The sequence below is a fragment of the Corallococcus sp. CA054B genome (assembly GCF_003611625.1).
Lineage (GTDB): Bacteria > Myxococcota > Myxococcia > Myxococcales > Myxococcaceae > Corallococcus > Corallococcus coralloides.
Genome location: NZ_RAVY01000076.1, coordinates 1 through 26,014, shown reverse-complemented (window position 1 = coordinate 26,014; position 26,014 = coordinate 1). Strand labels below are relative to the sequence as shown.

Sequence of the window (26,014 nt, the reverse complement as noted above, 5' to 3'; positions counted from 1 at the left end):
CTCGCTCAGGGGGACTCAGGACAGGGGCTCGCCGGCGTCATCCGCCGCTTCGGGCCCCAGCACGTCCGGTCCCTGCTTCTTCAAGGGCTCGTCGCGCAGCCGCACGGGGCCCTCGAGCTTCGTCAGCGCGTTGGTGTCCAGGGGGACGTGGTGCACCTGCACCGGGACCCTGGTGCTGGGGAGCTCCACCGTCGTCTTGAACACCGCCTCCGCGGGGGCCGGCATGACGGGCGTGGGCGCCTCCACCACCGGCACCAGCTTCGGCTGCTTCTTGAGGCCGCGGAAGAGCCAGCCGCCCTTCTGGCGCTCGTACAGCTTGCGCGTCTCCACCGCCGCGCGCGCATGCGACACGCGGCCCGTCTCCAGGTCCTCCAGCAACATCTCGCTCAGCCGGCGGCGCGTCACGCTGTCCAGGTAGTCGAAGACCTTCTCCAGCTTGCGCACCACCACCTGCGTCGCGCCGCCCGCCGCGGTGTGCGTGAGCGCGGCGATCTTCAACTCGTGCCGCGCCCGCGAGCGCTCCGCCAGCTTGCGCAGCCGGTCCGCTTCGTCCGGCGACGCGGCCTTGCTGACGAGCCCCGGCAGCACCGTGCGCGCGAGGCCCGCGTCCACGAAGCCCGAGTCGTCGAACGTCTCCAGCGACTCCAGCGCCCGCCGCCGCGCCTCCACCGACGTGCCCTCCAGCGCCTTCAGCGCCGTCGTCACCCGGTCCAGCGCCATCCAGCGGTACACCCAGTCCAGGCCCGTGCCCTTGATGTTCTGCGCGCCCATGATGCTCACCTGCATCCCGGGCGCCACCGAGCGGGCGCACGCGTCCACCACCTGGTCGCCCGTCGCCTGCGAGTCGGACACCGGCACCAGCTGCTCCAGCATCATGGCCTTGTACGCGTCGCGGAACTTCGCGTGGAACGCCTTCACCCGGCCCTGCGCATCCGCTTCGCCCCGGGGCAGCAGCGCCTTCAGCCGCGCGTGCACCGCCATGCGCGCCAGCAGGTACAGCGCGTGCTCGCGCACCTCGTCCTGCGTCGCGGCCGTCAGCACCTCCGGCAGCGAGGACGGCTGCGCGCGCGATGCCGGCGACAGCGCCTCGTCGATGAGCGGGCCCACCTCGCGCTCCAGCGCGCGGCGCACCTTCTCCACGCCCACGTCGTCGTCTCCGCCCTCCAGCGCCTTCTCCACCGCGGCGGTCAGCGCCAGCGTGGGAGTCGCCTGGAGCCCCGCGCCGGCCGCGTACCGCTCCAGCCGGTCCATGAACGTGGCTGTCGTGGGACGCGGCACCTTCAGCTTCGCCAGCTCCTTCGCGAGCCGCGCCTCCGCGCGGGCCTGGCCCTCGGGGCTCGAGACCTCCTCCGCCGCGACGACCTCCGTGCTCAGCAGGTGCCGGTCCAGCGCGTCGCGCACGTACTTCTGGAGGCCCTCCAGGTTCGTGCCGATGAGCACGTGCCGGTCCGCGGGCGCGTCCTCCACCATGATGCGCGCGAACACCTCCGAGCGTGACACGCGGTCCCAGCGGTTGTTGATGACCGTGATGACCGCGCGCTCCGGGTTCGCGTCTGGATCCACGTCCCCCAGGCCCGTGCGGATCCAGTTGTTCATGAAGCCCGTGCGCTCGTTCGCCGAGTGCCCGTTGATGAACTGGAGCTGCCGCCCGCGCACCTTCGCCGGCGGGAAGACCTTCAACACGCCGATTTCAGGCTGCACGTGCTCGGCCATCAGCGCCAGCGCGTACGACCGCGACACGCCGAGCTGCTCCGCCAGCGTCGCCACCAGCGCCATGTTGCGCGGGTGCTCGCGGTAGGGGAACAGGGCGAGGAACTCCTCCGGAATCAGCTCCGCCTCCCACCACGCGCTGTGCAGCAGCGTGGTGTCCTTCTCCTTCGCCGCCTGCTTGAAGAGCGGGAGGAAGTGGTCCTCCGTCGTCACCACCCGGCCGCCGTTGGGCATGAAGTTGGTGATGACGGACGCGACGTTGATGCCCGCCGGACCCTGGATGTCCTCATGGTCCGGATAGGCGTTGGTCAGCGTGGCGAAGTCGTCCTTCATCCAGTCGTTCTGGAGCAGCTCGACGAAGTTGGGCTGCAGCGCCATGCACTCCCAGAGGAACACCTCCGTGCCCAGGCGCGCGCCCAGCTCCACCATGTCCTTCTGTTCCCAGATGGTGGCCTTGTCGTAGGGGCGGAAGATGAAGAACTCGGACGGCCCGGCGCCCGGGGCGCTGTGCACGAACATCGCCTCCGAGCCCGTCGTCTTCGCGAACACCTCGAAGCCCATGCCGGAGAAGAGCGCCGCCTTCAGGCGCTCCGTGCCGGACTTGCCGCGCGTGCCCCAGCCGCCGATGACGAGCGGAATCTTCTCCCGCGACTTCCGCACGCTCTGGCGCTTCACGTACGTGTCGCCCAGGAAGATGGAGAAGAGCGCCGCGGTGAAGAGGCCCAGCGCCGCGATGCCGTTGCCTCCCATTCCGAGGAAGTAGCCCTCGTTCTCCATGATGCGCTCGGTGAGGAGCGCCAGGAATCCGCTCTGCAGGCCCAGCACCGCGGGCGTGTGCAGCGTGGACGTGGGCTTCGGCGCGGCCTCCGGCTCGTGGAAGAGCGTGGCGAGCGGAGAAGGGACCTGCTTGTGCTGACCGTAGGGCGTGAAGCGCACCTGGACGCCCAGTTCGCGCTCCACCTGCTCCACGAAGCGGCGGCGCTCGCGGGGCTCCTCGCCTCCCAGCGAGTCCAGCCGCAGCGACGCGAGCCGACGGTAGTCCTTCGACACCTTCAGCCGGTTCGTCAGGCGGCGCAGGCGCGAGGCGGGCGGCACCAGCACCGTCTCGCCGTGGCTGCTGAACAGGTGCACCTTGCCGTCCTTCGACAGCGGCATGTCCAGCAGGTCGTCCACCGTGGGCAGGTGACGGCCCCAGCTGCCCTGGCTCGCCACGTGGACGCGCTCGCCGGGGACCAGCGTCTCCGTGATTTCGTCCAGGTGGCCCGGGTGCGCGCGCAGCGTGCCGGACATCACGCGGCCGGTGGTGTGCAGGAACGCCTGGCGCTTGTTCGGCGCGGGGCGGCCCAGCTCGTGCCACATGCGCCACAGGCGGCGCTCCTGCCGGTCGCCGTGCCACAGCGTCAGCGTCTTGTCCGTGCGCTCCGCGTACAGGCCGTGCCCGTCCTGCGACAGGTCCGCGAGGATGGCGCCCAGCCACGCGGGGCCTTCGGGCATCGGCGGCAGGTTCTCCGGCGTGGGCTGGAGCGGGATGCGCGTGCGGCTGCCCGGGCGGAGCTTGGAGACGCGGCCCGCGAGGAACGCCGTCCACGCCTGGCGCACCGGGTCCTTCACCCGGCGCAGCACCTGCGCGGCGGCGGCGGCGGCCTCCACCACCGGCCCCGTGGCGCCCGGCTGCGTCGCCAGGGATTCCACCGCGTCCAGCAGCGCCGCGTGCGCGGGGCCAAGGCCAGCGGCGCCCAGCGCTTCCGCCAGCGCGGCGGCGCGCTCGCACGACACTCGCAGCACGAGCGGCGCGGTGTCACGTCCGAGCACGTCCACCAGCACCTGGAGGGCAGGGCCCTTCACCTTCGGCTCCGCGAGCGCCGCGTCCACCGCGGCCAGCACGGCGGCGGTGCGCACGCGCGGGCTCGGCTCCGACAGCGTCCGTCCCGCGACGGCCGGCACCTGCTCCAGGCCCGCCAGGCGGCGCAGCAGCGGCTGGCCATCCGGGCGCTGCGCGATGAGGGCGCACAGGCCCATGCGCACGTACTCGCTCGGGTCGTGGTGCGCGACCTCGGTGAGCAGCGGCATGCGGTGCTCTTCCGACAAGAGCGGCGCGCACTGCTCCAGCACCTGGCGGCGGAAGAGGAAGTCCTTCTCCGACGGGGCCTTCGCGCGCAGACGCTGGCGCAGCAGGGTGATGCCCTCGAGCACGTCCACCGTGAGCAGCGCGCGCAGGGCCTCCGCCTGGAAGAACGGGCTCACGTCCTCCTGGCCCGCGAGGCTCGTCAGCGTGGGGCCCACTTCGGGCAGCGACGCGGCGACGCCCGGCACCGTCTGCGCGAGCTGCCGGAAGGCCTCCAGCGCGGCGGAGCGGTTCTGCGCCCGGGGCGCGTCCACGGCGCGGTCCAGCAGCTGTCTCGCCAGCGGCACGGCTGCGGGTTGCAGCTCCTGCGCGTGGGCCTTGCCCAGCACGCCCGTCAGCGCGCGGAGCGCCGTCTCTTCTTCGATCAGCAGCTTGTGGCGGCGCTTCTCCAGCCGCTCGCGCAGGGCATCGAAGCCCATCCACCGGTCCAGGGCGCGCAGGTCCTCCTTGCGGTCCTTGCGGTCCTTCACCGTGGCCTTGATGTGCTCCACCAGCACCTGGCGGCGGGCGGCGTCATCCAGCGCCTCGTTGTGCTGACGGGTGAACTGGACGATCTCCGCGTGGACCGCGGCCAGCTCCGTCTCCAGGGCCTCCAATGCGACGCCCAGCCACGGGGCCAGGCCCTCCAGGCCGGCGGGGCGAGGGCACGACTCCACCAGCCGCTGGGCCAGGACCTCGACCTGGGCCCCGCGCACACGACGGTGCAGCGGGGGCAGGGCTTCCAGCAGTTGGGACTCGAGAGGTTCGTTCGCCAGGTGCATGTCGCGGCCAGAGCTATTCATTGCTTGAGAAACCTGCCCGGCCCTCCCAGGCACGCGTTCGGAGCAGGACAGCTCAGGCTCCCTCAGGGCTGCAAACGTCGTTCATCGAGCAGCTCCTCGAACTCCTCCTCGGTGGGCGTGACGTCCTGCAACCCACGTCCACCCGACCAGTCCCACCGCGCTCCGAGTGAAAACATGTTCTGCATTCCGTACGGGCCGGAGAGGAAGGCGCGGTCCTCCGCGAAGAGCATCAGCCGGTTGCCGCCCTTGCCCATCCACACGTTCCAATCCAGGCGGCCCGACACGCGGTGGCGCAGGTACGCGGTGGCGCGGTGATCATCCTGGAAGCGCTGTGACGCGCCGTAGCCCAGCTCCACGCGCGTGCCCTGGAGCTTGCCGCCCAGGAGCGCCGCCCAGCTCGCGTAGGCGCCCGCGTTGTCCACCGTATAGAAGTTCGCGTTGCTCACGGCGGACATGCCCAGCGTGGCCACGTGGTCCTGGAAGGGCTGCCAGCGCAGCGACAGCCGGGGCGACAGGCGCCTCGGGTGGTCCTTGCCGTAGAGCCAGTAGACGTTCTGGTCGTAGCGCGTGGCGTCTGTCGCGCTGCCGCCCTGCATGGACTCCAGCGTCAGGCCCAGGCCGGGGATGAGGCCCACGTCCGGGGACAGGCGCACGTAGCGGTCCGCCGCCACGCGGCCCCGCGCGCTCCAGCGCATCGTGCCGTCGATGGTCTGCGAGAACACGGAGCCCTGCATGGACAGGCGCAGGTCGCCGGGCAGTTGATTCACATAGCCGGCCACGGTGCCGCCGAGCACGGCGGACTGGTTCAGCGGGTAGCGCGCCTCGGGCGTGAAGCGCAGCCACGCGCGGCCCGGGGACAGCTCACGGCGCAGGGAGAGGCGGACCTCCAGGCCCGTCTGGAGCGGGCGGTTGAGCAGCTCGCCTTCCTCCACGTCCTCGCTGCGATAGCCCATCTCCGCGGACACCATGCCCAGGCCGCCGGTGCGCGCCTCCGGAGGCATGCCCTCCGGCAGCAGCGACAGGCCAGGCGGCAGCGCGGGCCAGGGCAGCGGCTCCAGGCCCGTGGTGCCCTGGGCCCACGACGGGGCCGCGAGCGCGCTCGGATCCGCGGCGACCCCCAGCTGCACCTGCACCAGGGCTTCACCGGCGGGAGACTCCAGGCTCACGCGGTGCGGACCGCGCGAGGGCAGGAGCAGCCACGTCTCGCCCATGCGGCCCAGCGGCTGGGACGCGCCCTGGAGGCCGGGGTCGGTGTCCTCGGGCAGGCCCAGGTGCATGAGCGGGCCTTCCTCCGCGCTGGAGCCCCCGGTGCCGTCACCTGAGGGCAGCGGCGTGCTGCGCAGGAGCAACTCGCGGCCCGCGGTGGGGGCCAGGGCGGTGGCGCGCACGCGCAGGGCGGTGGGGCCCAGCACGGTCATCACCACCGGCGCGCCCGGACGGCTGCGCAGGAGGGAGAGGGGCTGCGGGGCGGCCATGACGCGGGCGTTGGTGTTGGCCTCCTCGGACTCCACGAAGCGCACCAGGCCGGTCTGCTGCGTGTCTGCGCGCGCCATCACGACTTCCACCTGGTGGCGGCCGGGGACGTCCAGGCGCGTGCCCAGGATGGCGGTCTCGCCCTCGGGGACCTGGAGCTCGCGGACCACGCGGCCGTCCACGCGGAGCGCGAACGAGCAGGTGCCGGTGGCGTCCACGCCCGGACGCGGGGTGGTGCCGCAGAGGACCTCCGCGCCCAGGGGCCGGGGCTGCTTCACCACCAGGCTCATCACGCGCGAGGCCCCGGCGGGCAGCAGCTTCGCCTCCGACAGCTTCCACGGGGGGGCGAGCAGCGCCTTGCGCACGGACATGGCGACGTCCTCGTCGTCCGTGCCGGCTTCCGACGTAGCGAGGAGAGAGCCCGCGGTCTCCTCCGCGTCGCGCAGACCTTCCCAGCGCGTCCAGCGGCCCGCGGTGAAGCGCATGCGGCGGACATCCGGATGATCCGCCCACGCCTGGAGCTGGCTCGCGAGCGCCGCGCCCAGGGGCGCACCGCCGTCCTTCCACGCCTGCGGCGAGTCCTGAAGACGCTCCAGCATGCCGAGCGCTTCCAGGCCCACCTGCGGCAAGCCCGTCTCGCGGTACAGCGCCGCCATGGCCAGCGCGCCCGCCGCGTCCTCACCCGAGGCCGACAGCAGTCGAGCACGGAGGTAGCGGCCCGCGAGGCTCTTGTCTCCCGACACCGCCGCGAGCGCCGCGTCCGTGTGGCCTTCGCGGGCCTGGGCACTGGTGGCCGCGAGCTTCGCTCCCTCCGTGTCCAGCGCCGGGAAGGCAGGGGACACCAGCGTGGGCTGGGTGATGGCCTGCGTGAAGCGCACCGTGCGCGGAGCCGTCTGCGACAGGCGGTCCATCAGCGCGAGCAGGCGCCGCTGCTGCTCCGGCGTCAGCTTCACCTGCGCGTCCAGCAGCCGGCCCACGTCCGCGCGAGCGAAGCCGTCCTCCTGCAACGACGACAGCAGCTCGGCGCGCGCGAGGCGCGGCTCCACGTCTTCGGGTCCCGTGCGCAGCGAGCGGGAGAGCGCCTGGAGCGTCTCGTACGCCGTCCCTGCCTGCGGCGGCCGCGGCAGGGCAGGGGGCTCCTCGGACGTGGCCACCTCCGCGCGGCGCACCGACAGCGAGACGGCGAGCTGTGCCTTCGGATCCTCGGGCTCGAACCACACCTCGCGCGCCTGCGCGGGCAGCGTCACCACCGCGGACAAAGGCGCGGACGACGTTCCCTTCGCGCCTTCCAGCGCGACGTGGCGCGGGCTGGCGGCGCCAGGCATCAGCACCAGCCGGCGCGGATGGCCCACGTCCGTGTTCATGCGCACCACGAGCGGCTTGCCCGCGGTGGCATTCAACGGACGCAGCTGCACGCGCACCGGAGAGGGCAGCTTCGCGTCCGGCACCCGGAAGCGCACCGCCTTCTTCCCTACCTTCACCGGCCACTGCGAGCGCACGTAGCCCACTTCGCCCGGCGTCCCTGCCGCCTTCGCGGGCGCGAGCGACAGGAACGCGCGCGTGCCCTCCACGCCCTCCAGCTTCAGCGCGTGCTCGCCCGGCGGCAGGGCAATCTCCACCGGCTCCACCGCCGACAGCGGCAGCAGTGGGAAGGCGTTGCTCCCCACGCGCAGCACCGGATTCGCCTTCGCGCCCGGCGGCGTCATCACGTAGGCGCGCAGCAGGGTGGGGGCCTCGGCGAGTCCCGTGGCCTGCACGTGCGTGGTGCCGCCCGCGGCGAGCGGCCACAGCGCGCTGCCCGTCATCGACGCGTCGGCCTCCATGCCCTGGAGGTCCAGCCAGTGCGAGGCCTTCACCTCGGTCCCGTCGTCGCGGAGCGCGGGCGTCACCTGCGACCAGCGGCTCGTGCGCCACCACGCGGTGCGGTAGCTGCGGCGGATGTCCTCGGACAGCGGATCCGCGCGCCATGCCAGCTCCAGCGCGGCCAGCTCGCGGCTGCGCAGCGGGTCGCCCAGCGGCAGGCGGGCCACCAGCTCCGACGCCTCGGCGGTGAGGAAGCCCGCGTCCGGCAGCGCGGGCGCGGTGCCCAGGAGCGCGTGCGCGACGTCCGGCTTGTTCGCGTCCAGGAGCTTCTTCGCGGTGAGCAGCCGCAGGTGCCACGCGAGCGGCGACGCATCCGCGCCCTTCAGCGCCTCCACCGCCACGTCCGTGTCGCCGTCACCCAGGGCCGCCATCACGGTCAGCAGCGGCGACAGGCCCTCCGTCTTGATGCGTCCGTAGGTGCCGCGCGCCAGGTCCGGCATCAGGGCCACCAGCCGCTGACGCAGCAGCGAAGGACGGGCGGCGGGGTCCTGCTTCACCACCTCCCACGCCTTCTCCGCCAGCTCCGTCCAGTGCGTCTGGCGCGACAGCGCCTCGGACAGCGTGGGCCGGCGCGTGGCGACGCGCGCACGCATCAGCGGCGCGGGGCCCTTCCAGCTCACGACGTAGTTGTGCTTGCCCGGAGGCAGCGCCACGCGCATCTCCTCCGCGATGCCCACGCGCTCACCCGACGCGAGCACCCGCGCGGTGCGCCCGTCCGGCAGCGCCGCGCCCTCGGCGGCCTCCGCCCACGCGGGCTGCGGCGTGAGCTGCGCCTGCGCGAGCACTCCGCCCACGCCGTACACCTCCACCGTCGGCGCCTCGGCGGGCGAGCCATCGCCCAGCACGGCGCGTGCCTCCAGCGACAGCACGCCCGGGCCCTCCATCTCCAACGCCCAGGTCGAGCCCTTCCCCTCCGGCCGGACCCAGGGCGTATCCATTCCGTCCAGCACCACCTCCGCGCCGGTGGGCCGCGGGCGCTCCACGCGCACGGCCCGTCCGTAGAGCGGTGACACCAGCGCCCACTCGCGCAGCGCGGAGGCCTTGCGCCAGTCGCGCACCGCGGTCCGGAAGGGCGAGGACTCAGGCTCGCCCTTCACGAGCTCCGCCTCCAGCGCCGCGTCCACGTCCAGCCGCGCTCGCGTGGCCGCGTCGAACGCCAGCGCCGGGCGCGGCCCCTTGCCATCCACCCACTTGAGGAGCGCGTCCCGCATCCGCTCCTCGGTGCGCGCCGTGGACGTGTGCGTGGGCCGCTCCACCACGATGCGGGCGTTCTTCGTCGCCGTGACCCACCAGATGCTGCCGGCGCCCATGGGCTCCGCCAGGTACCAGCGGCCCGGACGCTCCGACACGCCCTCTTCCTCCACGCGCAGCTCGGGGGCTTCGCCGCCCTCGGACAGAGGCACGCGGGTGAAGCGCAGCGCCCCGGCGGGGCCGGTGACGCGCACCACGTCCAGCGGGCCCAGCCACACGGCCGCGCCCTTCTGGGCCGTCACTTCCATCGCGCCCGTTACCTGCGGAATGCCGCCCGGCACGTAGGGCGCGTGGCCCCGGAGGTCCTCCAGTGCGACCGGTCCCCGGATGGCGCGCGGCTGCCACGCCATGCCCTCCTGGCTGCGGGCGATGACGGACGGCTGGGAGACGGCGGGCTGCGCGATGACGGGCAGCGCCGCGAGCGCTCCCACGAGCAGGGTGTAACGGGCGCGGCGTCGAACAGGAAACATCGGCGCTCAGTCCTCCAAGGGTGCGAACAGAATCTGGGCCAGCCGGTCCAGACGCGCCGGGGTCGCCAGCGCTTTGCGCGTACGGGATGACATTTCCAGGTGCAGGAAGCGGGCTTGCGGATAGGACTGGAGCAGCCGGGCCTGCGCGTTCTGTGTCCCACCGAGCACCTGCACGCCGTCCGGGAACAGCTTCACTCCAGGGCCGAGCGCCTCCTCCAGCGGTGTGGCCACCTTCCGGGCCCACAGCCCGGGCCTGCGCGTCCCGTCGCTGATCACCGCCGCCAGCTTCTCCGTGCGGCCCTTCTGGACCTTGGACTCGCCGAAGCCGTGCAGCTGCACCACGTGCGGCGCGACGAGCTGCCGCGCGGCCAGGTCCGTCACAGTCTGGAAGAGGTGCTCCGCGTTGTGCGCGACGTCCGCGGGGTGCTCCGGATCCTCGGGCGTCTCACCGGGCGTGCCCTTGTAGCGGTGCGCGGTGGCGGTCATGAACAGGCGCGGCGCGCGGCCCTCGGGCGGGCAGACGAAGAGGGCGGAGCCGATGTCCTCCGTGCCGATGTCGAAGTACGGGTGGGGCACCTGCACCACGTCGTTCGTGGCCTCGCCCGTGCGGATGACATACGCGCCCGCGCCGTGGTAGCCGTCCGGCCGCTCGCGCAGCACCCAGAAGGTGTCGCGCGGCGTGGTCCACGTCTCCAGGAAGAAGCCCACGGACGCGGCCACGTTCGTCAGCTCCGGGGGCACGTCCTTCTGCTTCGGCGCCGCGGCCAGCAACGCGGGGATGAGCTTCGAGAACGCGGTCCGCTCCTCCAGCGTGGTGGGGTGGAACGTCACGGCGTCCACGCGAGGCCACAGCCCGGAGAAGCGCGCGTCCACGCGGCACCCCGACTGCTCGGGCACGTTCACGGATGGATCCTCCTGGGGCACGCGCTCCGGCGCGGACCGCGTGGCGCCCTTCGCACGCAGGGCCGTCTGTGCGTGGGCGCTCACACCCGCGCCCAGCACGGACACGACTCCCGCGGCCACGAGCGGGCGCCACGACCCGGTCCTCCCGCGGAACCTCACAACAGGTCCTCGTCCGGCTGCCAGCCGCCGCGGTTCCACACGCGCGGCGCGGTGTTCTCCACCGCCTGGCCGAACATGAAGAACCGCGCCCACATGGGCCCCGAGCCCAGCGACTGGATGCGCACGGTGTGCACGCCCGGCGCGATGTCCTCGCCCAGCGTCACCGGCACGGTGCGCGCGTACCACTTCACGCCCGGGCGGCCCACCGGCATGGCCGGCTCGCGCTCGGAGGCCGGCAGCACCACCGTGCGCTCGGCGCGCGTGACGTGCGGCACCAGCACGCTGGCGCGGCGCACGGGGTTTCCGCCATCCACCGTCACGGACAGCTGGGGCTCGGTCGCGCCCTCCGCCACCGACGTGTAGACGACCACGTTGAGGGTGACGGCGCCGGGCCCCGTCTTGCGCACCGGCACGCGCAGACCTCCCTGGCCCACCGGATACACCGTGCGCGAGCGCAGACCGCTGCCCGCCGCCGGAGGCCGGTTGAGCAGCGCCGTCAGCCCCGGCGCCGTGGAGCGCAGCAGCACCTCATGCTCACCCGGCGGCAGCGGCGGCAGCAGCTCCCGCGCCCGAGTGGAGCGCACGGTGAAGCGGTGCAGGGGCTCGCCGTCGAGCAGCACCTCCACCTCGTTGCCCAGCGCCGCCGCGTCCTTCAGCGACAGGCGCACCTCCGGGCGGGTGGGCGTGCGCGCATCGAAGCGTGCACGCACGGCCCGGCCCGGCTCCAGCACCGTGGACAGCGCCCTCACCATGTCCACCGTGTCCGCCGGCCCGGACTCCAGCACCTCCACCACCGGGGGCGTGCCATACGGGCGCACCACCACCGCGTCCCCCGAGGGCGGAGGCGTCTCCTCCTGAGGACCCACGGGCTCCAGGCGCACCTGGCTGAGCAGTTCCATCCGCGCGCCACCCTGCAGCAGCGCGTTCAGGTTCGCCGGACGCATCGGGTGCCACGTGCGTTGATCCACGGGCGCGTTGCGCCAGCGCACGCCGGTGAGCGCGTCGTTCGTGTACGGCGCGGACGCCGCGACGGGCTGACCGCTGGACAGGAAGCTGTAGAGCTGCACGATGGTCGTGCGCGGCGCCTCCACGCGCAGCTTGCGCGCCCCCATCGGCAGGAACACCCGAGCGCTCGTCGCGCCCGACACCCACGCCGGCAGGTCCGTCACTTCTCCAGAGCCCGCGTCCTGGATCGCCGTCGCCACGGGCGTGCACGGCAGCGCGCCACCCGGCAGCGGCACCAGGGCCGCGCTCTCGAACGGCGCGGGCTCCGGCGTCGCGTCCAGCGAAGCCTGTCCCAGGGACTGCCCCTGGGCATCCAGCACCGTGAGGCTCAGGTGCAGCGGCTCGCGCGAGGGCGCGCGGTCCAGCGAGCGCGCGTCGATGCGCACCAGCCGCCCCACCGCGTCCATGCGCGGATCGATGTCCAGCTCCAGCACCGGGCACGCCGGGCCGGTGGCGAACGCCTCCGTGCGGCGCGTGTCCGGCAGGAAGGCCACGCGGCCTTCCGACGCGACGCCCGGCTGGGGACGCGACTCGGTGGGCAAGAGCCACGACTCGAACGGGCCCTCCACCGTGTAGCGCAGGTCCTCCTGGCCGTCGTTGCGCACCATCACCGTGTGCACGCCCGCCGGCAGCTCCAGCGGATGCGACATGGGCGAACCCGCCACGGGACCCGGCAGCTCCAGCGTGTGGGCCGTGCCGTCCGCGGACAGCGTCTGCACCGTCACGGGGCCATGCGGTTGGGGATGCGCGTCCGTCGCGTCGCTCCACAGCCACAGCACCGGCTTCGCGGGCCCGGTGACGTTGAGGGCCACGGCGCGGCCGGCGCCCAGGCGCTCCTGCACGGACTCGGTGGCCTCCACCAGCGGCAGCCGGTAGGGCGTGCGGTAGACGGGCTCAATCTGGTAGTCGGTGCCCGCCTCGCCCTCCGCGTTGAGGCGCTCCCAGTGCTCCTCGGCGAGCCAGCGGCGCGTGTCGGTGGAGAGCTTCTCGAAGGGCTCGAAGGTGGCACGCCCGGCGCGCACCTCCGCGCGGGCCTGCGCCAGCTTCTGCGACGCGAGCAGCGGCAGCGTGCGGTGCGCGCGGACGTAGACGCGCGCCAGCAGCGTGTCGTTCGCGCCCGCGGGCCGCAGGTACAGCACGGAGTAGTCCGGCCGCTCCTTGGGCAGGCGCAGCACGAACTCGCGCTCGTCCGTCACCTGCTGATTGGCGTGCGTGGTGAAGGCGCTCTCCTGCAGGAACGTGCCGTCCTCCTGCGGCTGGCCCTTGCTCTGGCGCGTGCGCGTGAAGATGGCGCGCTCCAGCAGGACGCCGTCCGGCCCGCGCAGGATGGCCTTGAGGCCGTACTGGTACTGCTTCTCCGGCGCGTAGGGCGTGCCGTCCGGAAGCAGCTCGTGCGTGACGATGAGCAGCTCCTCGGCCTCCGCGGGGACGCGCACGCGCATCTCCCGGCCCGGCTCCAGGCGGTAGAAGATGAGGCGCTCGGCGTTGACGAACTTCGCGTCGCGCCGCGCGGTGGGCGTGTCGGTATTGCCCAGCACGGCGAGGCTCGCGCCCCAGATGAGGGCCAGGCCCACCATCAGTCCAAGGAGCGCCACGAGGGCGCGGCTGCGGGTCTTCATCGACGGGCCTCTTCGCGGGAGACTTCCCCGGTCAGCACCACCGGACGGCGGTGCCGCAGCGCCAGGTCCACCGTGCTCGCGAGCTCCGCGTCACCCGCGGTCAGCTCCGCGCGCTTCGCCGGCGACGGGTGCTGCTGAAGGAAATAGACGGCGCGCAGCACCTGCTTGCCCTGCCGCGCTTCCACCAGGAGGAAGGGCAGGCCGTACTCGGCGCTGAAGCCGGACTTCACCTGACGCGTCACATTGCCCACGCGCTTCGTCTGCGCCAGCGCGCGGAGGTCATGCACGTTCTGCTGCGCGACGTAGCGCTCCGCGCTGGCGGTCAGCTCCTCGAAGTGCTCCTTCAGCGCCGCGGACACCGGCTGCGTCGGCGCCACCAGCCGGTCCGCCAGCAGCGCGCGCTCGGGAGACTCGCGCGGCTCCTCGGGCAACAGGCCCGTGATGGCCAGCTCCTCCGCCACGAGCCGCGGGCCCACGAAGGCGCCGCGCAGCGGCTCGGACAGCCACAGCGTGGCCAGCCGCGCCCCGCCGAAGGTGCGGGAGAAGACCTGCTGCGGGCTCGCGTCGTTGAGCCCCGTCAGCTCCGGAGAGCCGTCGTGGTAGCGCACGCGCTGCCCCAGCCAGCCCAGCGGGCCCTCCTGCGACAACAGCCGCTCCAAATCAGCGGGCCGCTGCGACTCCGTGAGCACCGGGCTGCCCACGTCCACCAGCACGTCCGCTTCCACGGCCGGCCGGCCGGAGAAGCCGCGCAGGTGCAGCACCCAGCCCTGCTCCTTCGGCAGCGCGCGGTGCACCGCCTGGTGGAACGCCTGGAAGCTCGTGCGCAGCTCACCGAAGGTGGCGGGGTGGGGCACGTCACCGGACGCGGTGGCGAACACCAGCGCGGTGGACCGCGACTCGTGCCACAGCTCCGCGGCCACTGGCAGCGTGCCCGCCTCGCGGGCCGGCGACGGCACCTCCAGCGCGAGCGGAGCACCGCCCGGACGCACCATCAGCCCCGCGCCCAGCCGGCCCGGCGTGGCCTCCGCGTCCGTCACCCACCAGCATCCGGTGGTCGTCGCGCCCGCGCACTCCGTCACCGGGTGCACCCGCAGGCCCATCAGAGCCGCCATGGCCCCGGCCCAGCGCGCGCGCAGCTCCTTCGGCACGTCCGCCGTCCCACCGCCCAAAAGCGGCGAGGCCACCTGCTGCTCCAGCACCAGCAGCTCCGCGTCCGACGGCCGCACCGCCGGCACGCGCGCCACCTCCGGCGTCACCATCAGCGTGCCCAGCGCGTCGCGCTCCGTCATCGGCGCGGCCAGCGCCTGGGCGTGCGCGAGCACCAGCGAGGCCAGGTCGAAGGCGCCCGCGCGCAGCACGCTCACCCGCGACTCGCCCCAGTTGTCACCGGGCTCCGGCGGAGGATTGGCCGTCACCGTCGCGCCCGGCCACAGCAGGTCCAGGCCCTGGGGCGCCTTGCCGTCCGGCGTGTGCAGCACCACCTGGCCCGGCTTCAGCGACGGATCCACGCGCAGCTGGACCCGCTCCCGGGAGGACAGCGCGTCGTGCGCGTGGCGCAGCGGCGTCTCCGACTGCGCCAGCACGTCGCCCAGCACCAGGCCCGCGCGGTGGGAATCCACGCCGCTCACGATGATGGCGCGGCAGTTCACGCGCTCGCACAGGAGCGCGGCGGCCTCGGCGCTCGGCGCCTCCGTCAGGGGACGCGGCACCTCCAGCACCGGCCCCTGCGCGCCGGGGACGAGCAGCGACGTGTCCCAGCCCGCCTTGCCGGCGCCCTCCACGCGCTCCACCAGCGCGAAGCGCGCGGGCGCGCCGTCCTGCTTCGGCAGCTCGCGAAGCTCCAGCCCCAGCGCCACCGCCTTCGTGCGCAGCGCGCTCAGGTGCTCCGCGCGGCCCGACTCCAGCCACGCGTCCAGTCCGTTCCACAGCCCGCTGTACTCACGCAGGTCGCCGTGCTTCAGCCGCAGCGACTGCCCGCCCACGTCGCTTTCGCGCGCGGTGGCGCGGCCCATCACCATCAGGCCCAGCGGAGACTGGTCCAGGCCCAGCCCGGGCACGTGGTCCCGCGGCGCCTCCGCGGTGAGCGCGGTGGCCGGGCGCGGTTCAATGAGCGACAGCCCGAAGCCCGCGAGGCTGCCGATGAGGAAGCCCGCCAGCGACGTGTGCAGCGTGGGCAGGAGCACCCGGGCAATCACCTGCTTCTGCAGCATCTTCACCGCCAGCAGCGTGGGCACCAGGTAGCCGAAGCCAAAGAGGTCCGTGACCTTCAGGCCCGGGATGCGGCCGCCCATGGCCCAGCCGATGCCCCACTTCACGAGGAAGCCCAGGCAGAAGACGAGCACCGTCTTGCGAGGGCCCTCCAGGTTCAGCGTGCGCAGCCCCGGCACGGACAGCACCGCCTTCGCGGCCAGCACCAGCAGCAGCACCTCCGCCAGCGTGGCCGCGAGCTTCAACGGCTCCAGCCACGTGAGCGCCAGCAGCGCGGGCACGAGGATGCCGTTGAAGTCCCAGCCGTACTTGAGGTTGAAGCGCGCGGCGAGGAACGCCGTCGTCAGCAGGATGATGTAGGCCTTGGGGCTGGACAGGAAGTCCTGCGCCACGTCCTCGTACATCAGCTCCAAGCTGGAGAAGGACAGGTTGGTGCCGGGCAGCAGCACGAAGCGGAGGATGACGTACGTGAGCGCCACCGGCACCGCCACCTGCCACAGCCCGCGGCGCAGCTTCAGCTTCCAGAAGGCGTTCGCGGTGAGCGGCACCAGCACCAGGCCGATGCTGTGCAGGCTGCGGTCGACGATGAAGGACGTGCCCCACCGCTCGTCCATCCAGTGCCCGAGCACGGGCAGAAGCCACGTCTCGCTGACCGCGCGCACCACCACGCTGGCGAGCACCACGGCGAAGAAGCGGTCGCGGCCGAAGAACTCGCTCCAGGCCCCCGTGCGGGACAGTCCGCTGGAGAACGCCAGCGCCAGTCCGTAGGTGAGCAGCGATTCAGCGACGACGGTGCAGCCCGCCTCGGGGTGGATGACGAACACCGAGGCCAGGTAGCCGGGAACCACGAGGCCCACGAAGACCCACCCGAGCGTCTCCGTGAGGAGCGCCAGGATGAGCACGCCCACGAGCACCGCCACCAGGATGGAGGTGTCGAGGGAGTAGGCCGGAAAGAGTGTCAGGGTCGAAAGGAGCGCCATGGTGGCCGCTCGAATCTAGGGAGGCTCCCGGACCCGACCAGGGCTGCCCCTCTCGGCTGCGGAGAAGCGTCGGCTGTCGAACCGAAGATTCGGGCCTCCAGTGCCACTGAATGCCCAACCCCGGACACTGGTAGCGGACCCGTGGGCGGATCAGCCGGCCTGCTTCACGCGACGCGAAGCCGCTTGGCACGGCACGTGGGGACGTCTCCCGCGAGACACTTCACGGGCAGTCCTGCGCGACCAGGGCCGGGCAGCCCAGGCCGGAGCCACCGAGCGTGCAGGGCACGGTGTCCGCGAGCGCCTGCATGACGGCCTTGGACGACGCGCCGGTGCCGCGCAGCGTGGCGGACTGCTCCAGGTGGATGAAGCGGTCCGTGGCGGCGGCGGCCTCCGTGTAGCAGGCGTCCGCGGCGCCGTTGTCGATGCGGCCCTGCACGTTGCTGGTCCCGCACAGCGCGCGGTGCTTGCCCGAGTCATCCGCCGCGTTGCAGGAGAAGGCCTTCTTGGTGCCCACCAGGTGGGTGTTGAGCGCGTCGCGCAGGCGGTTGGAGAGCGCGTCCGGCCGCAGCGCGCTGGTGCCGTCGCTCACCACGGCGGCCTCGGGGCCGTCGCCCGCGTCCATGCCGTGGATGCTGGCGGCGATGGCGTCCGGGTACGTGTCGCGCAGCGCGCGGTGCGCGGCGGTGAAGAAGTTGTTGCCGTAGTGCGCGGCGTCGGAGATGCGCAGGCCCTTGGTGCCGCACACGCTGGTGCTGCCGCTGCACGGGCTGGCGGTGGTGACGGCGCAGCGGTGGCTGCCGGTGATCAGCAGCGCGCGAGCACCCAGCGTCACCAGCTGCGAGGCCGTCTGACGCAGCGTGCCCTCATCAGAGTCCGCGTGCGGCGCCTCCAGCCACAGGTCGCGCGCCGGGAACAGGTTGATGATGAAGGTGCCGCCGCCGCGCGACAGCAGGCCCTGCTCGCGCACCACCAGCCACCCGCCGCCCGTGTCGTTGCGGAAGGTGGACACGCCGTAGCCCATCCCCGCCAGGTCCTGCACCACCTGCGGCGTGGGACCTTCGGTGAGCAGCGTGCGGAACACGCCCTCGAACGCCGCGAGCTCCGTGCCGCCCGGCTCCTTGAATCCGCCGCTGTTGGCCGCGGCGATGGGCGCCGTCTGGAGCCACGACGTCAGGTTGCCCGTCAGGGTGGACAGCGAGCCGAGCGGCGAGCACACGCTCGCCGTGGGAGCAGGCGCGCTGACGACCGGCGTCTCGTCCGTGGGCGTCGCCGTGTCGGTGGACGTCTCGGTGGTGGGCGCCTGGCTCACGTTCTCCACGGGCGCGGTGGGTGCCTCGGCGACGGTCTCTGGCGACTGGATGGAGGGGGTCTCCGCCACGGCGCCGTTCGGTCCGGCGACGGCATTGCTGCAAGCAGCTGCGAGGAGCAGGAGGCAGGACAGGGATGCGCGCAGGGGGGACAAGGACATGGTCCTGTCCCGAACAGCACGCCCTGCGCATGCATTCGCACCCCGTCAATCCGGGATGACAGCCGGAGCGGGGCTCGTCTGCCCGTCCGCTCAATGTCTCCCGCCCGCTCAGGGCAGGGTCCGCAGCAGTCCCTCCGCGTTGGGCGCGCCCCAGCCAGTGGGGATGTCCCAGCCTGGCCCGGCTTCGTACTGACGGTCGGTGACGCCCACGGTGATGTCGCGGAACGTCTGCTGCACTTCGGGCAGCGTGTAGAGCTGCGAGTTGAGCCAGCCCACCCGCGGCTTCTGTGCTTCCGCGCGCGCGCCGTTCACCACCGTGATGAGCCCCGCGAAGATGGGCGAGGAGAACGACGTGCCGGTGTTGGGCGTGGTGACGCCCAGCCACGTGTACCAGAAGCCGGTGTCCGCATTGAGCGCCACGTCCACCACCGCGCGCTTGGCGGGCATCGGGTAGAGGCCCTTCTGCCACTCCGGCGTGGCGAAGGTGCGGGTGATGCCGGAGCCCGAGTAGTACCAGGCCGTCTCGCCCGTCACCGTCATGCCGTTCATCTTCAGCTGCGTGCCGCCCACGGCGGTGACGTAGGGGCTGTTGCCCGGCATGTCCACGCCCGCGGAGTCACCGCTGGCGGCGGCGACGGTGATGCCCAGCGCGGCGGCCATGGTGCTGGAGTGGCTGTAGGCCTCCTGCACCGCCCTCGGCTCGGAGTCCTCGCGGTGGGCGAAGGACGTGGTGATGACGCTCACCTCGCCCCGGGCAATGGCCTCGTTGTAGGTGTAGAGCATGGACGTGTTGCGCGCGTCCGGGCCCATGTAGACGAGCACCTCCGCCTTGGGCGCCATCGCCGCGGCCCACTCCACATCGAGCGTGCCCTCGCGGTAGCGCGTGACGGGTGGCTCCATGGTCTGGATGACCTTGGGGTCCTCGCGCTCGATGCCCCACATCTTCCAGAAGGCGCGCAGGTCCTTCCACCGGAAGCTGGCGCCAATCACCACGCCCAGCTTCATGCCCTGGCCCTGGTAGCCCTGCTCGTAGAGCGAGTCCACGTTGTACGCGCGCGCCACCTGCTGCGGCGTGAGGCCCCGGCTGACGGGATTCGGCGGCTCCGTGGACGGCTGGCCGAACTCGCCCGGCAGGGTGCCCGTCTCCGCCGGCAGGTCCAGCGTGGCGACGGCGTGGATGCGCTGCTGCACGAACGTGGGGGCCTTGAGGGTGTCCGTGAGGCCGTAGACGTCGTGCGGCTCATTGCCGCCCTGAGGCGACTTGCGGCTCAAGATGAGCACCTTCACGCCGAACGCCTTGTTGAACTGGCCCACCGTGCCCACGAACTGCACCAGCAGCCGGTTGGTGGCGACGTAGGGCACCTGCATGCCCTCGGACTTCAGCCAGTCCACGACGATGTTGACGTCCTTTTCCAGTGGGGCGTGCTTCGCCATCCACTCGGCGGGCGTCATGTACTGGCGGAAGTGGGGGCCGCCCGGCTTGTAGATGTCCGCGATGCGCTGCTCGAGCGCGGCCGGGTCGCGGATGGGGAAGGACACCAGCCCGCGGATGAGGTCCGTCTCCGGCGCCTCGCCCTTGTCCGTGTAGACGCCGGGCAGCGGTCCGGGGACGCCCTCCGTCGTCGGGATGGGCGTGGGGTCCAACACCTCCGCCTCCGGGTCGGGCGGCGGCGGGTCCACCACCTCCGGCTCCGGCGGTGGCCGGCCGGGAGGTGGCTGTGAGTTTTCGGAGTCGGGAAGGGTGGGCGTGGACTCCACCGGGGTCGGCCCGGGAGGTCGCGGCTTGCCCACCGACGTCAGGCGGTCCGAGTCACGGCAGCCGCTCATCCACCCCGCCAGCAGCAGAACACCTGTCAGGATGATTCCGCGCTTCATTGCTCCCCCAGCCTGCGGTGACCCGCCTCGGGTCCGCCGCACCCCAGCCGTCCTCCCCCCTGGAGGACGTCGCCCACTGTGCGCATCCAAGCTGGGCGCGATTGCCCTGAGAGGCAACTGTCGTGGACAGGTAAATCGCGGCTACACTGTTGGCATTTCTTTGCCCATCCCATGCGGCTGCCGACAGCACTCCTGCTCATCTTCTTCCTGCTACCGAGCGCTGCGCTGGCGCAGGGAGACACGCGCATCACCTTCCTGGGTCGTCAGCTGGAAAAGGGAAGGGATCCGCGTGCACGCTCACAAGCCGCGCTGGTGTTGGGCGCCACCGAGGATCCAGAAGCGGTGACCCCGCTGTGTGGCGGCCTCAAGGACCCGAGCGAGCTGGTGCGCGCGGCGGTGGCCAAGGGGCTGGGCGCGCTCCTGGAGCCCAAGGGGCTCGACTGCCTCCAGTCGGTCCAGGGCGAGGCGGACGCCACGGTGCAGGCGGCGGTGGCGGAGTCCATCAAGGCCATCAAGGCGTACCAGGCGCGCCGGCCGCGCTTCTATCTGTCGCTGGACGCGCTGAAGGACAAGACGGGCACCGTGCCCGCGGAGCTCGTGAAGGTGACGCAGGAGCGGCTTCGTTCCAAGCTGGTGCGCCGGGGCGCGCAGATGGCGCCGGAGAAGGAGTCGAAGGCCGCGGCGAAGGGCGCGCTCAAGAAGCTGGGCGTGCAAGGCTACCGCATCACGGCGGAGATCCAGAAGACGGACAGTGGAGGCCTGCGCCTGGCACTCTTGTGCATGACGTACCCGGAGCAGTCCCTGATGGGACAGGTGGAAGTGAACGCCGCGGGAGCTCCGCCCGCGGACCTGTTGAAGGCCCTGATCCCCCGAGCCATCGAGGAAGCCGCCGCGACCTTCGACTGGAGCAGCGAGACATGACGACGACCACGGCCCAGGCCCCGACGACGAAGCGCCGCTGGCGCAACTTCCTGCTCGACGCGCCCTTCCAGCTGAAGCTCACCGCGTACATCGTCGGTGTGACGCTGGTGATGGCGGCGCTCCTGGGCATCTTCCTGGTGCGCGCGGCGAACTCGCTGATGCACGAGACGGCGACGGCGGTGGACGCCCGCTCGGCCGCGGCGGAGGTGAGCCGCGAGTTGTCCGGAGCCACGCTCTCCAACGAGCTGATGGCCCACATGAACGACCCGGCGTTCGAGAAGCAGTTCCGCGAGCAGGCGCAGGCCATCGACGCCAAGTACGAGGCGGAGCGCGCGGCCATCGTCGCGCAGCGCGCGGAGCTGGAGCGCCACCAGCAGCTGACGTGGTGGGTGCTGGGCGGCTGCCTGGTGACGTTCATCGCGGTGGTGGCGCTGGCGACCATCGTGGTGACGCACCGCATGGCGGGCCCGCTGTTCCGCATCAAGCGCATGATGCGCGAAGTGGCCGAAGGCCAGCTAAACCCGCCGCAGCACGGCCTGCGCGAAGGCGACGAGCTGCAGGACGTCTTCGAGGCCGCACGGGACATGACCCAGCGGCTGCGCGCGCAGCAGACCGAGGACGCGCGCGCGCTGTCGGAGGCCCTGGCGCAGGCGAAGACGAGCGGCGCCACGGGCCCCTGGGTGGACGAGCTGTCCGCCCTGGAGGCGCGCTACCGCGAGCGGCTGGCGCGGTAGGGCAGGGGCTGGGGGCTCACACCTGCGCGGTGTCCGCGGTGAGCCCCATCTGCATCAGCTCGGAGTGCAGCAGCAGCCGCGCCTGCGCCCACGGCAGCGCGACCACCCGGTAGCCCGCGAGCGCCTGGAGCAGCAGCGGCCGGTAGCTCGCGTGTCCGGGGTCCGCCACCACGACGATGCCCCGGTCCGTGGTGGAGCGGATGAGCCGCCCGACGCCCTGGCGCAAGAGCAGCAGCGCGCGCGGCAGCCGGTACTGGAGGAAGCCCAGGTACTCGTTGCCCGCCTTCGCCAGCGGCTCCTCGCGCGCGGCCACCAGCGGCCGTGACGCCGGCTCCAGGGGCAGCTTGTCGATGAAGACACACCCCACGCCGCGTCCGGGGATGTCCACGCCCTGCCAGAAGCTCTTGGTTCCCAGCAGCACCGTGCCCGTGTCGCGCTCCTGCCGCGCCGCCAGCGAACGGCCGTGGCCGCGCGACTGGCGCAGCACCTCGATGCCGTGCGGCTCCAGCCGCGCCTGCACCTCGCGAGACACGCGCTCCAGCCGCCGCGTGGACGCGAACAGGCCCAGCACCCGGCCGCCCATCACTTGCGCCAGGCCGGAGATGCGCCCGGAGGCCCAGTCGATGAACGGCTCCTCGTGCGCGCGCGGCGCGTCCGTCACCAGCACCACCAGCGCCTGCTGTCCCAGGTGGAACGGCGAGGGCGCGCGCAGGATGGGCGGCCTGAGCCCCAGCCGCTTCAACACGAAGGGCACACCGTCACCCGTGCCCAGCGTGGCGGACGCCATCACCAGCGCGCGCTTGTTCGCGGCGAAGTCCTTCGCCACGGACTCGGACACGTCCACCGGCTGCGCGCCCACGCTCCAGCGCTGCTTTCGAGGCTCCGCCCGCGCCGCATAGCAGCGCTTCGCGTCCGGCTCACCGGCCAGCTCACCGGCCAGCACCGACAGCTCGCCCAGCTCCGTGGTGGCCCCGGCCAGCTCCCGCTCCAGCGAAGGCTGCTTCACCGCCAGCTCTGGCAGCGCCGCCAGGACGCGCACGGACAGCAGCGTGTGCACGCGTTGCAGCGCCGTGCGCACCGCCACCAGGCCCTCGCGCACGGGCTCCCAGGCGGGCAGGGCGCGCACCGCGTCCGTCACCCGCAGCTCCGGCGCGTAGGCCGCGTCGTCCGCGTCCTCGCCGGGCATGGCCGCCGCGGGCTCGCACAGGGCCGTCACCTGTTCGCCCAGCACGCGCGCCTCCTGGAGCAGCGTGCGCAGGGCGTCGTCCACCTCGGACATCAGCACGCGGGACTCGTCCCGGCGCGTGGCCGCGAGCGCCCGGCGCAGCTCCGCGAAGAGGCCCCGGCGCCCGTCGCGTCCGTGCAGCCGCTCCGTGAGGCGCAGGAAGGCCAGGTCGGACAGCTCCACCGTGAGCGCGGTGGTGGCCACGTCCTCCAACTCGTGCGCCTCGTCCAGCACCAGGTGGTCCAGGCGCCCGTAGCGTGCGGGCCACGCGAACGCGAGCGACTGGTTGATGACCAGCACGTCCGCCTCGCGCGCCTGCGCCACCGCCGAGTGGTAGAAGCACTTATTGTGATGCGGGCACCGCTCGCCCAGCGTCGTCGCCGCCTCGGAGCGCACCGCCGGCACCAGCCCGTGCATGCCCGGGAAGCGCTCGCGGAACCAGTGGCTCAGCCGGTCCAGGTCCCCGTCCACGCTGCGGCGCAGGTACGCGCGCACGTACGCCCGGGGCGCCCGCGCCGTGTGGTTCATCCCCGGCTCCACCCGCGTGGCCTCCAGCGCGCGGCGGCGGCACAGGTAGTTCGTCTGGCCCTTGAGCAGCGCGTAGCCGAACGCGCCGCCCGTGGCCTGGTGCAGCCGGGGCAGGTCCTTCTCCAGGAGCTGGTCCTGGAGCGTCTTCGTGTGCGGCGCCACGCCCACCTTCAGCCCGTTGCGCGCGGCGAACAGCGCCGCGGGCGTGAGGTACGCCAGCGACTTGCCCGTGCCCGTGCCGGCCTCCACCGCCACCTGCCCGCCGTCCGACAGCGTGCGCGCCACCGCCTGCGCCATCTCCAGCTGCGCGGGCCGGGACAGGAACCCGCCGCCCCGCTCCAGCGCGCCGCCGGGCCCCAGCACCTGGGCCACCTCTTCGGGCCGCACCGGCACCGGCGTCGCGTCCAGCTCGGGCTCCGGGGGAGGCCTGCCGCCATTCGCGCGCTTGCGCTCCGGCCTCGCGCGCAAGAAGCCACCCGTCGTCTCCAGACTCAGAGGCACCGGCGTGGCCCGGCACGCCTCCCACAGCCGCGAGAGCAGCTCCAGGAGCGGGCGCGCCTCCGCGTCCATCGCCAGGTCGCGAGCGTCCTCTTCAGAAAGTGCATCCAGCAGCGGCGTGGGCCCCAGCGCCGCGCGGGCCCGGGGGTCCATCGTGGACAGCAGGTCCGCCACGTCCTCCGCGCGCCCGTCGCGCACGCAGCCATCCAGCGCGTGCACCAGCACCGCGTGCACCGCCACGCAGTCGTGGAGCGCCCGGTGCGGCTGCTGCGAGCCCAGCTTCGCCCACCGCATCAGCGACTCCAGCGAGTGGCTGGGCAGCTCCGGGTGCAGGTAGTGCATGAACTCGCACGAGTCGAGCACCGGCACGCCGCCGAGCACGTCCGGCAGGAAGCCCTTCTCGAAGGGGGCGTTGTGCGCCACCACCGTCCAGCCCTTGAGCCGCTCCCGCAGCTGGGTGCGCTCCGCGTCGAAGCGGGGCTGTCCGGAGAGCTGCGCGTCGGAGAGGCCGGTGAGCCGGCGGATGGTGAGGTTCAGCGGGCGCGAGGCCGAATACAGCTGGGAGAAGCGGTCCACCTCCCGGCCGTGCTCGAAGAAGAGGCACCCGACTTCGATGACCTCGTCCACGCGGGGGTCGAGCCCCGTCGTTTCGAGGTCCAGGAAGACGTGCCGGGTGAAGAGCTCCGAGCTGCCCATGCAGGCGGGTGAGCCTACCCGCCCGGGCGGACATCGCCAGTTAACGGGCGCCCGCGCTCAATCCACCACGAACGTGCCGGCGATCATCTTCCCCATCGCGCAGCCGTACTTCAGCGTCCCGGACTGGTTGGGCGTGAAGGTGATGTCCACCGGCGTGTTCAGGGGCAGCTTCGTGTCGATTTGATACTCGTCCATCACGAGCTCGGTGGCGCACGTCAGGTCCGTCTTGCGCGTCACCACCAGCTTCACCGGCTCGCCCTTCTTGAGCTGCACCGGCGACGGCTCGTAGCCCTTCTCCGTGACGGCCAGCTCCACCACGTGCACGCCGTTCTCCCGCCGTCCCACCTCCTGCGCGGCGGGCGCGCCCGGCTCCTTCGCGGAGGACTCCTTCGTGCACGCCTGCTGTGACGCCCCCGCGAGGACCGCCGCCGCGGTGAGCGCGAGCCAGGGCTTGATGATGCGGGAGAAGAAGACGCGCATGGATGAAGTCTCCAGGAGGAAGGACACGGGCGGCCCGCCAATGAAGGCAGGGCCGCCCGGAAGTAACGCCACCGCGAGCCGCTTTCAGCCCTCGGCGTCGGGCTTTGAGCCGGCCGCGTCGTCGGAGGCATCCTCGGCGGGGGCCGGGGGCGCCTCGAAGCGCAGGAGCGCGTGCAGCGGGATGAACAGCTCGTGCCCGGGCTCACCCAGCAGCACGTCGAAGCGGCCCACGCGCAGGAGCGGCGCCTCCACCGTGATGCCGTTGCGCAGCACCAGCTTCACCGTCTGCCCGATGTGCGGCAGGAACGGCCGGGGGTCCGAATAGGGGCGCTTGTCCGGCTGCCGCGCCACCTGCGCCGGCTTCTGCGTGAGCTTCGCGTCGCGCTCCAGGTTCGGCATCAGCCGCTCCCAGTCACCCCTGCGCGCGATGAGCACCACCTGGAGCTTCTCCAGCCGGCCCGTGCGCTCGAAGGTGAAGGCGATGGCCTCCTCCGCCAGCAGCGTGTCCAGCAGCGACCGCTCCGCCAGGACGACGGACAGCTCGGTCTTCTGCTCGATGAAGGCGCCCAGGAAGTCCGCGACGAGCGCGTTGTCCACCTGGCCGCGCGCCTGCTTGATGGCCGCCTTGCGCTGGCTGCGCTCCTTGCGCGCCATGAACTCCTGCACGGTGAGGCCGCTCTGGAGGATGCCGAACGCGTCTCCCAGCGACAGGCCCGGCGTCTGGCCCATCAGCTCGTAGACCTGGTCGAAGCGCTTCGCCTCCTCGGCGTGCAGCTTGCGCCAGATGCGCGCCTTCATCTTCCCTTCCAGCTCACCCTTGGCGATGCGCGCCGGCACGTGCTCGCGCGTGGCCAGCGCCAGGATCTGCTCCGGCGTGGGCGGCGGACGCGGCGTGCTGGGGCGCGGCGCGAAGCGGCCCGGAGGCCCACCCGCGCGCGGAGGCCCGCCCATCCCGGGACCCCGGGGAGGCGGACGCGCCGAGGCCCCCGGCGTGAAGCCCGGCGCCAGCGGACCGGATGGCCGGGGAGGCGCCGGGGAGGC

General features: G+C 72.7%; 12 protein-coding genes. 2 read left to right on the top strand and 10 right to left on the bottom strand.

Features of this window, described 5'->3' with window-relative positions; translation table 11 throughout:
• Positions 1–15: 15 nt before the first annotated feature.
• From D7V80_RS19610 to D7V80_RS19580, 7 genes are all read right to left on the bottom strand, one after another.
• Entirely contained in the window at positions 16–4,617 is a 4,602-nt protein-coding gene (locus D7V80_RS19610; RefSeq protein ID WP_147447145.1) for a hypothetical protein, read from the bottom strand.
• Positions 4,618–4,679: 62 nt separating this feature from the next.
• Positions 4,680–9,674 (bottom strand): hypothetical protein, encoded by a 4,995-nt coding sequence (locus tag D7V80_RS19605; protein WP_120589597.1) that lies wholly within the window; start codon positions 9,672–9,674, stop codon positions 4,680–4,682.
• Between the two features lie 6 nt (positions 9,675–9,680).
• Positions 9,681–10,697, bottom strand: a complete 1,017-nt coding sequence (locus D7V80_RS41845) for a hypothetical protein (RefSeq protein ID WP_158616668.1) — start codon at positions 10,695–10,697, stop codon at positions 9,681–9,683.
• A 35-nt stretch (positions 10,698–10,732) separates the two neighbouring features.
• Positions 10,733–13,360 (bottom strand): hypothetical protein, encoded by a 2,628-nt coding sequence (locus tag D7V80_RS19595; RefSeq protein WP_120589596.1) that lies wholly within the window; start codon positions 13,358–13,360, stop codon positions 10,733–10,735.
• Positions 13,357–16,548, bottom strand: coding sequence for a poly-gamma-glutamate biosynthesis protein PgsC/CapC (locus D7V80_RS19590; RefSeq protein ID WP_120589595.1), 3,192 nt, complete (start codon positions 16,546–16,548; stop codon positions 13,357–13,359). Before D7V80_RS19590 ends, D7V80_RS19595 begins: the two co-directional genes overlap by 4 nt.
• A 220-nt stretch (positions 16,549–16,768) precedes the next feature.
• Positions 16,769–18,016, bottom strand: a complete 1,248-nt coding sequence (locus D7V80_RS19585; RefSeq protein WP_147447144.1) for a hypothetical protein — start codon at positions 18,014–18,016, stop codon at positions 16,769–16,771.
• A 108-nt stretch (positions 18,017–18,124) separates the two neighbouring features.
• Entirely contained in the window at positions 18,125–19,891 is a 1,767-nt protein-coding gene (locus D7V80_RS19580) for a protease pro-enzyme activation domain-containing protein (protein ID WP_120589593.1), read from the bottom strand.
• A 171-nt stretch (positions 19,892–20,062) separates the two neighbouring features.
• Here D7V80_RS19580 and D7V80_RS19575 point away from each other — a divergent pair, with 171 nt between their 5' ends.
• Together D7V80_RS19575 and D7V80_RS19570 are read left to right on the top strand one after the other, a co-directional pair.
• On the top strand, positions 20,063–20,812 hold the full coding sequence (locus tag D7V80_RS19575; protein WP_120589592.1) for a HEAT repeat domain-containing protein: 750 nt from the start codon (positions 20,063–20,065) through the stop codon (positions 20,810–20,812).
• Positions 20,809–21,546, top strand: a complete 738-nt coding sequence (locus tag D7V80_RS19570) for a HAMP domain-containing protein (RefSeq protein WP_120589591.1) — start codon at positions 20,809–20,811, stop codon at positions 21,544–21,546. The genes D7V80_RS19575 and D7V80_RS19570 overlap by 4 nt, the downstream gene beginning before the upstream one ends.
• Positions 21,547–21,562: 16 nt before the next feature.
• On the opposite strand, the gene D7V80_RS19565 is transcribed toward D7V80_RS19570, so the two are convergent.
• The 3 genes from D7V80_RS19565 to D7V80_RS19555 form a co-directional block, all read right to left on the bottom strand.
• A complete protein-coding gene (locus tag D7V80_RS19565; RefSeq protein WP_120589590.1) occupies positions 21,563–24,493 on the bottom strand; it encodes a helicase C-terminal domain-containing protein in 2,931 nt (976 codons plus the stop codon).
• Positions 24,494–24,550: 57 nt separating this feature from the next.
• On the bottom strand, positions 24,551–24,973 hold the full coding sequence (locus tag D7V80_RS19560; RefSeq protein ID WP_120589589.1) for a cupredoxin domain-containing protein: 423 nt from the start codon (positions 24,971–24,973) through the stop codon (positions 24,551–24,553).
• Between the two features lie 84 nt (positions 24,974–25,057).
• Positions 25,058–26,014, bottom strand: a 957-nt coding sequence (locus D7V80_RS19555) for a hypothetical protein (RefSeq protein ID WP_233585514.1), incomplete at its 5' end; no start/stop codon positions are given.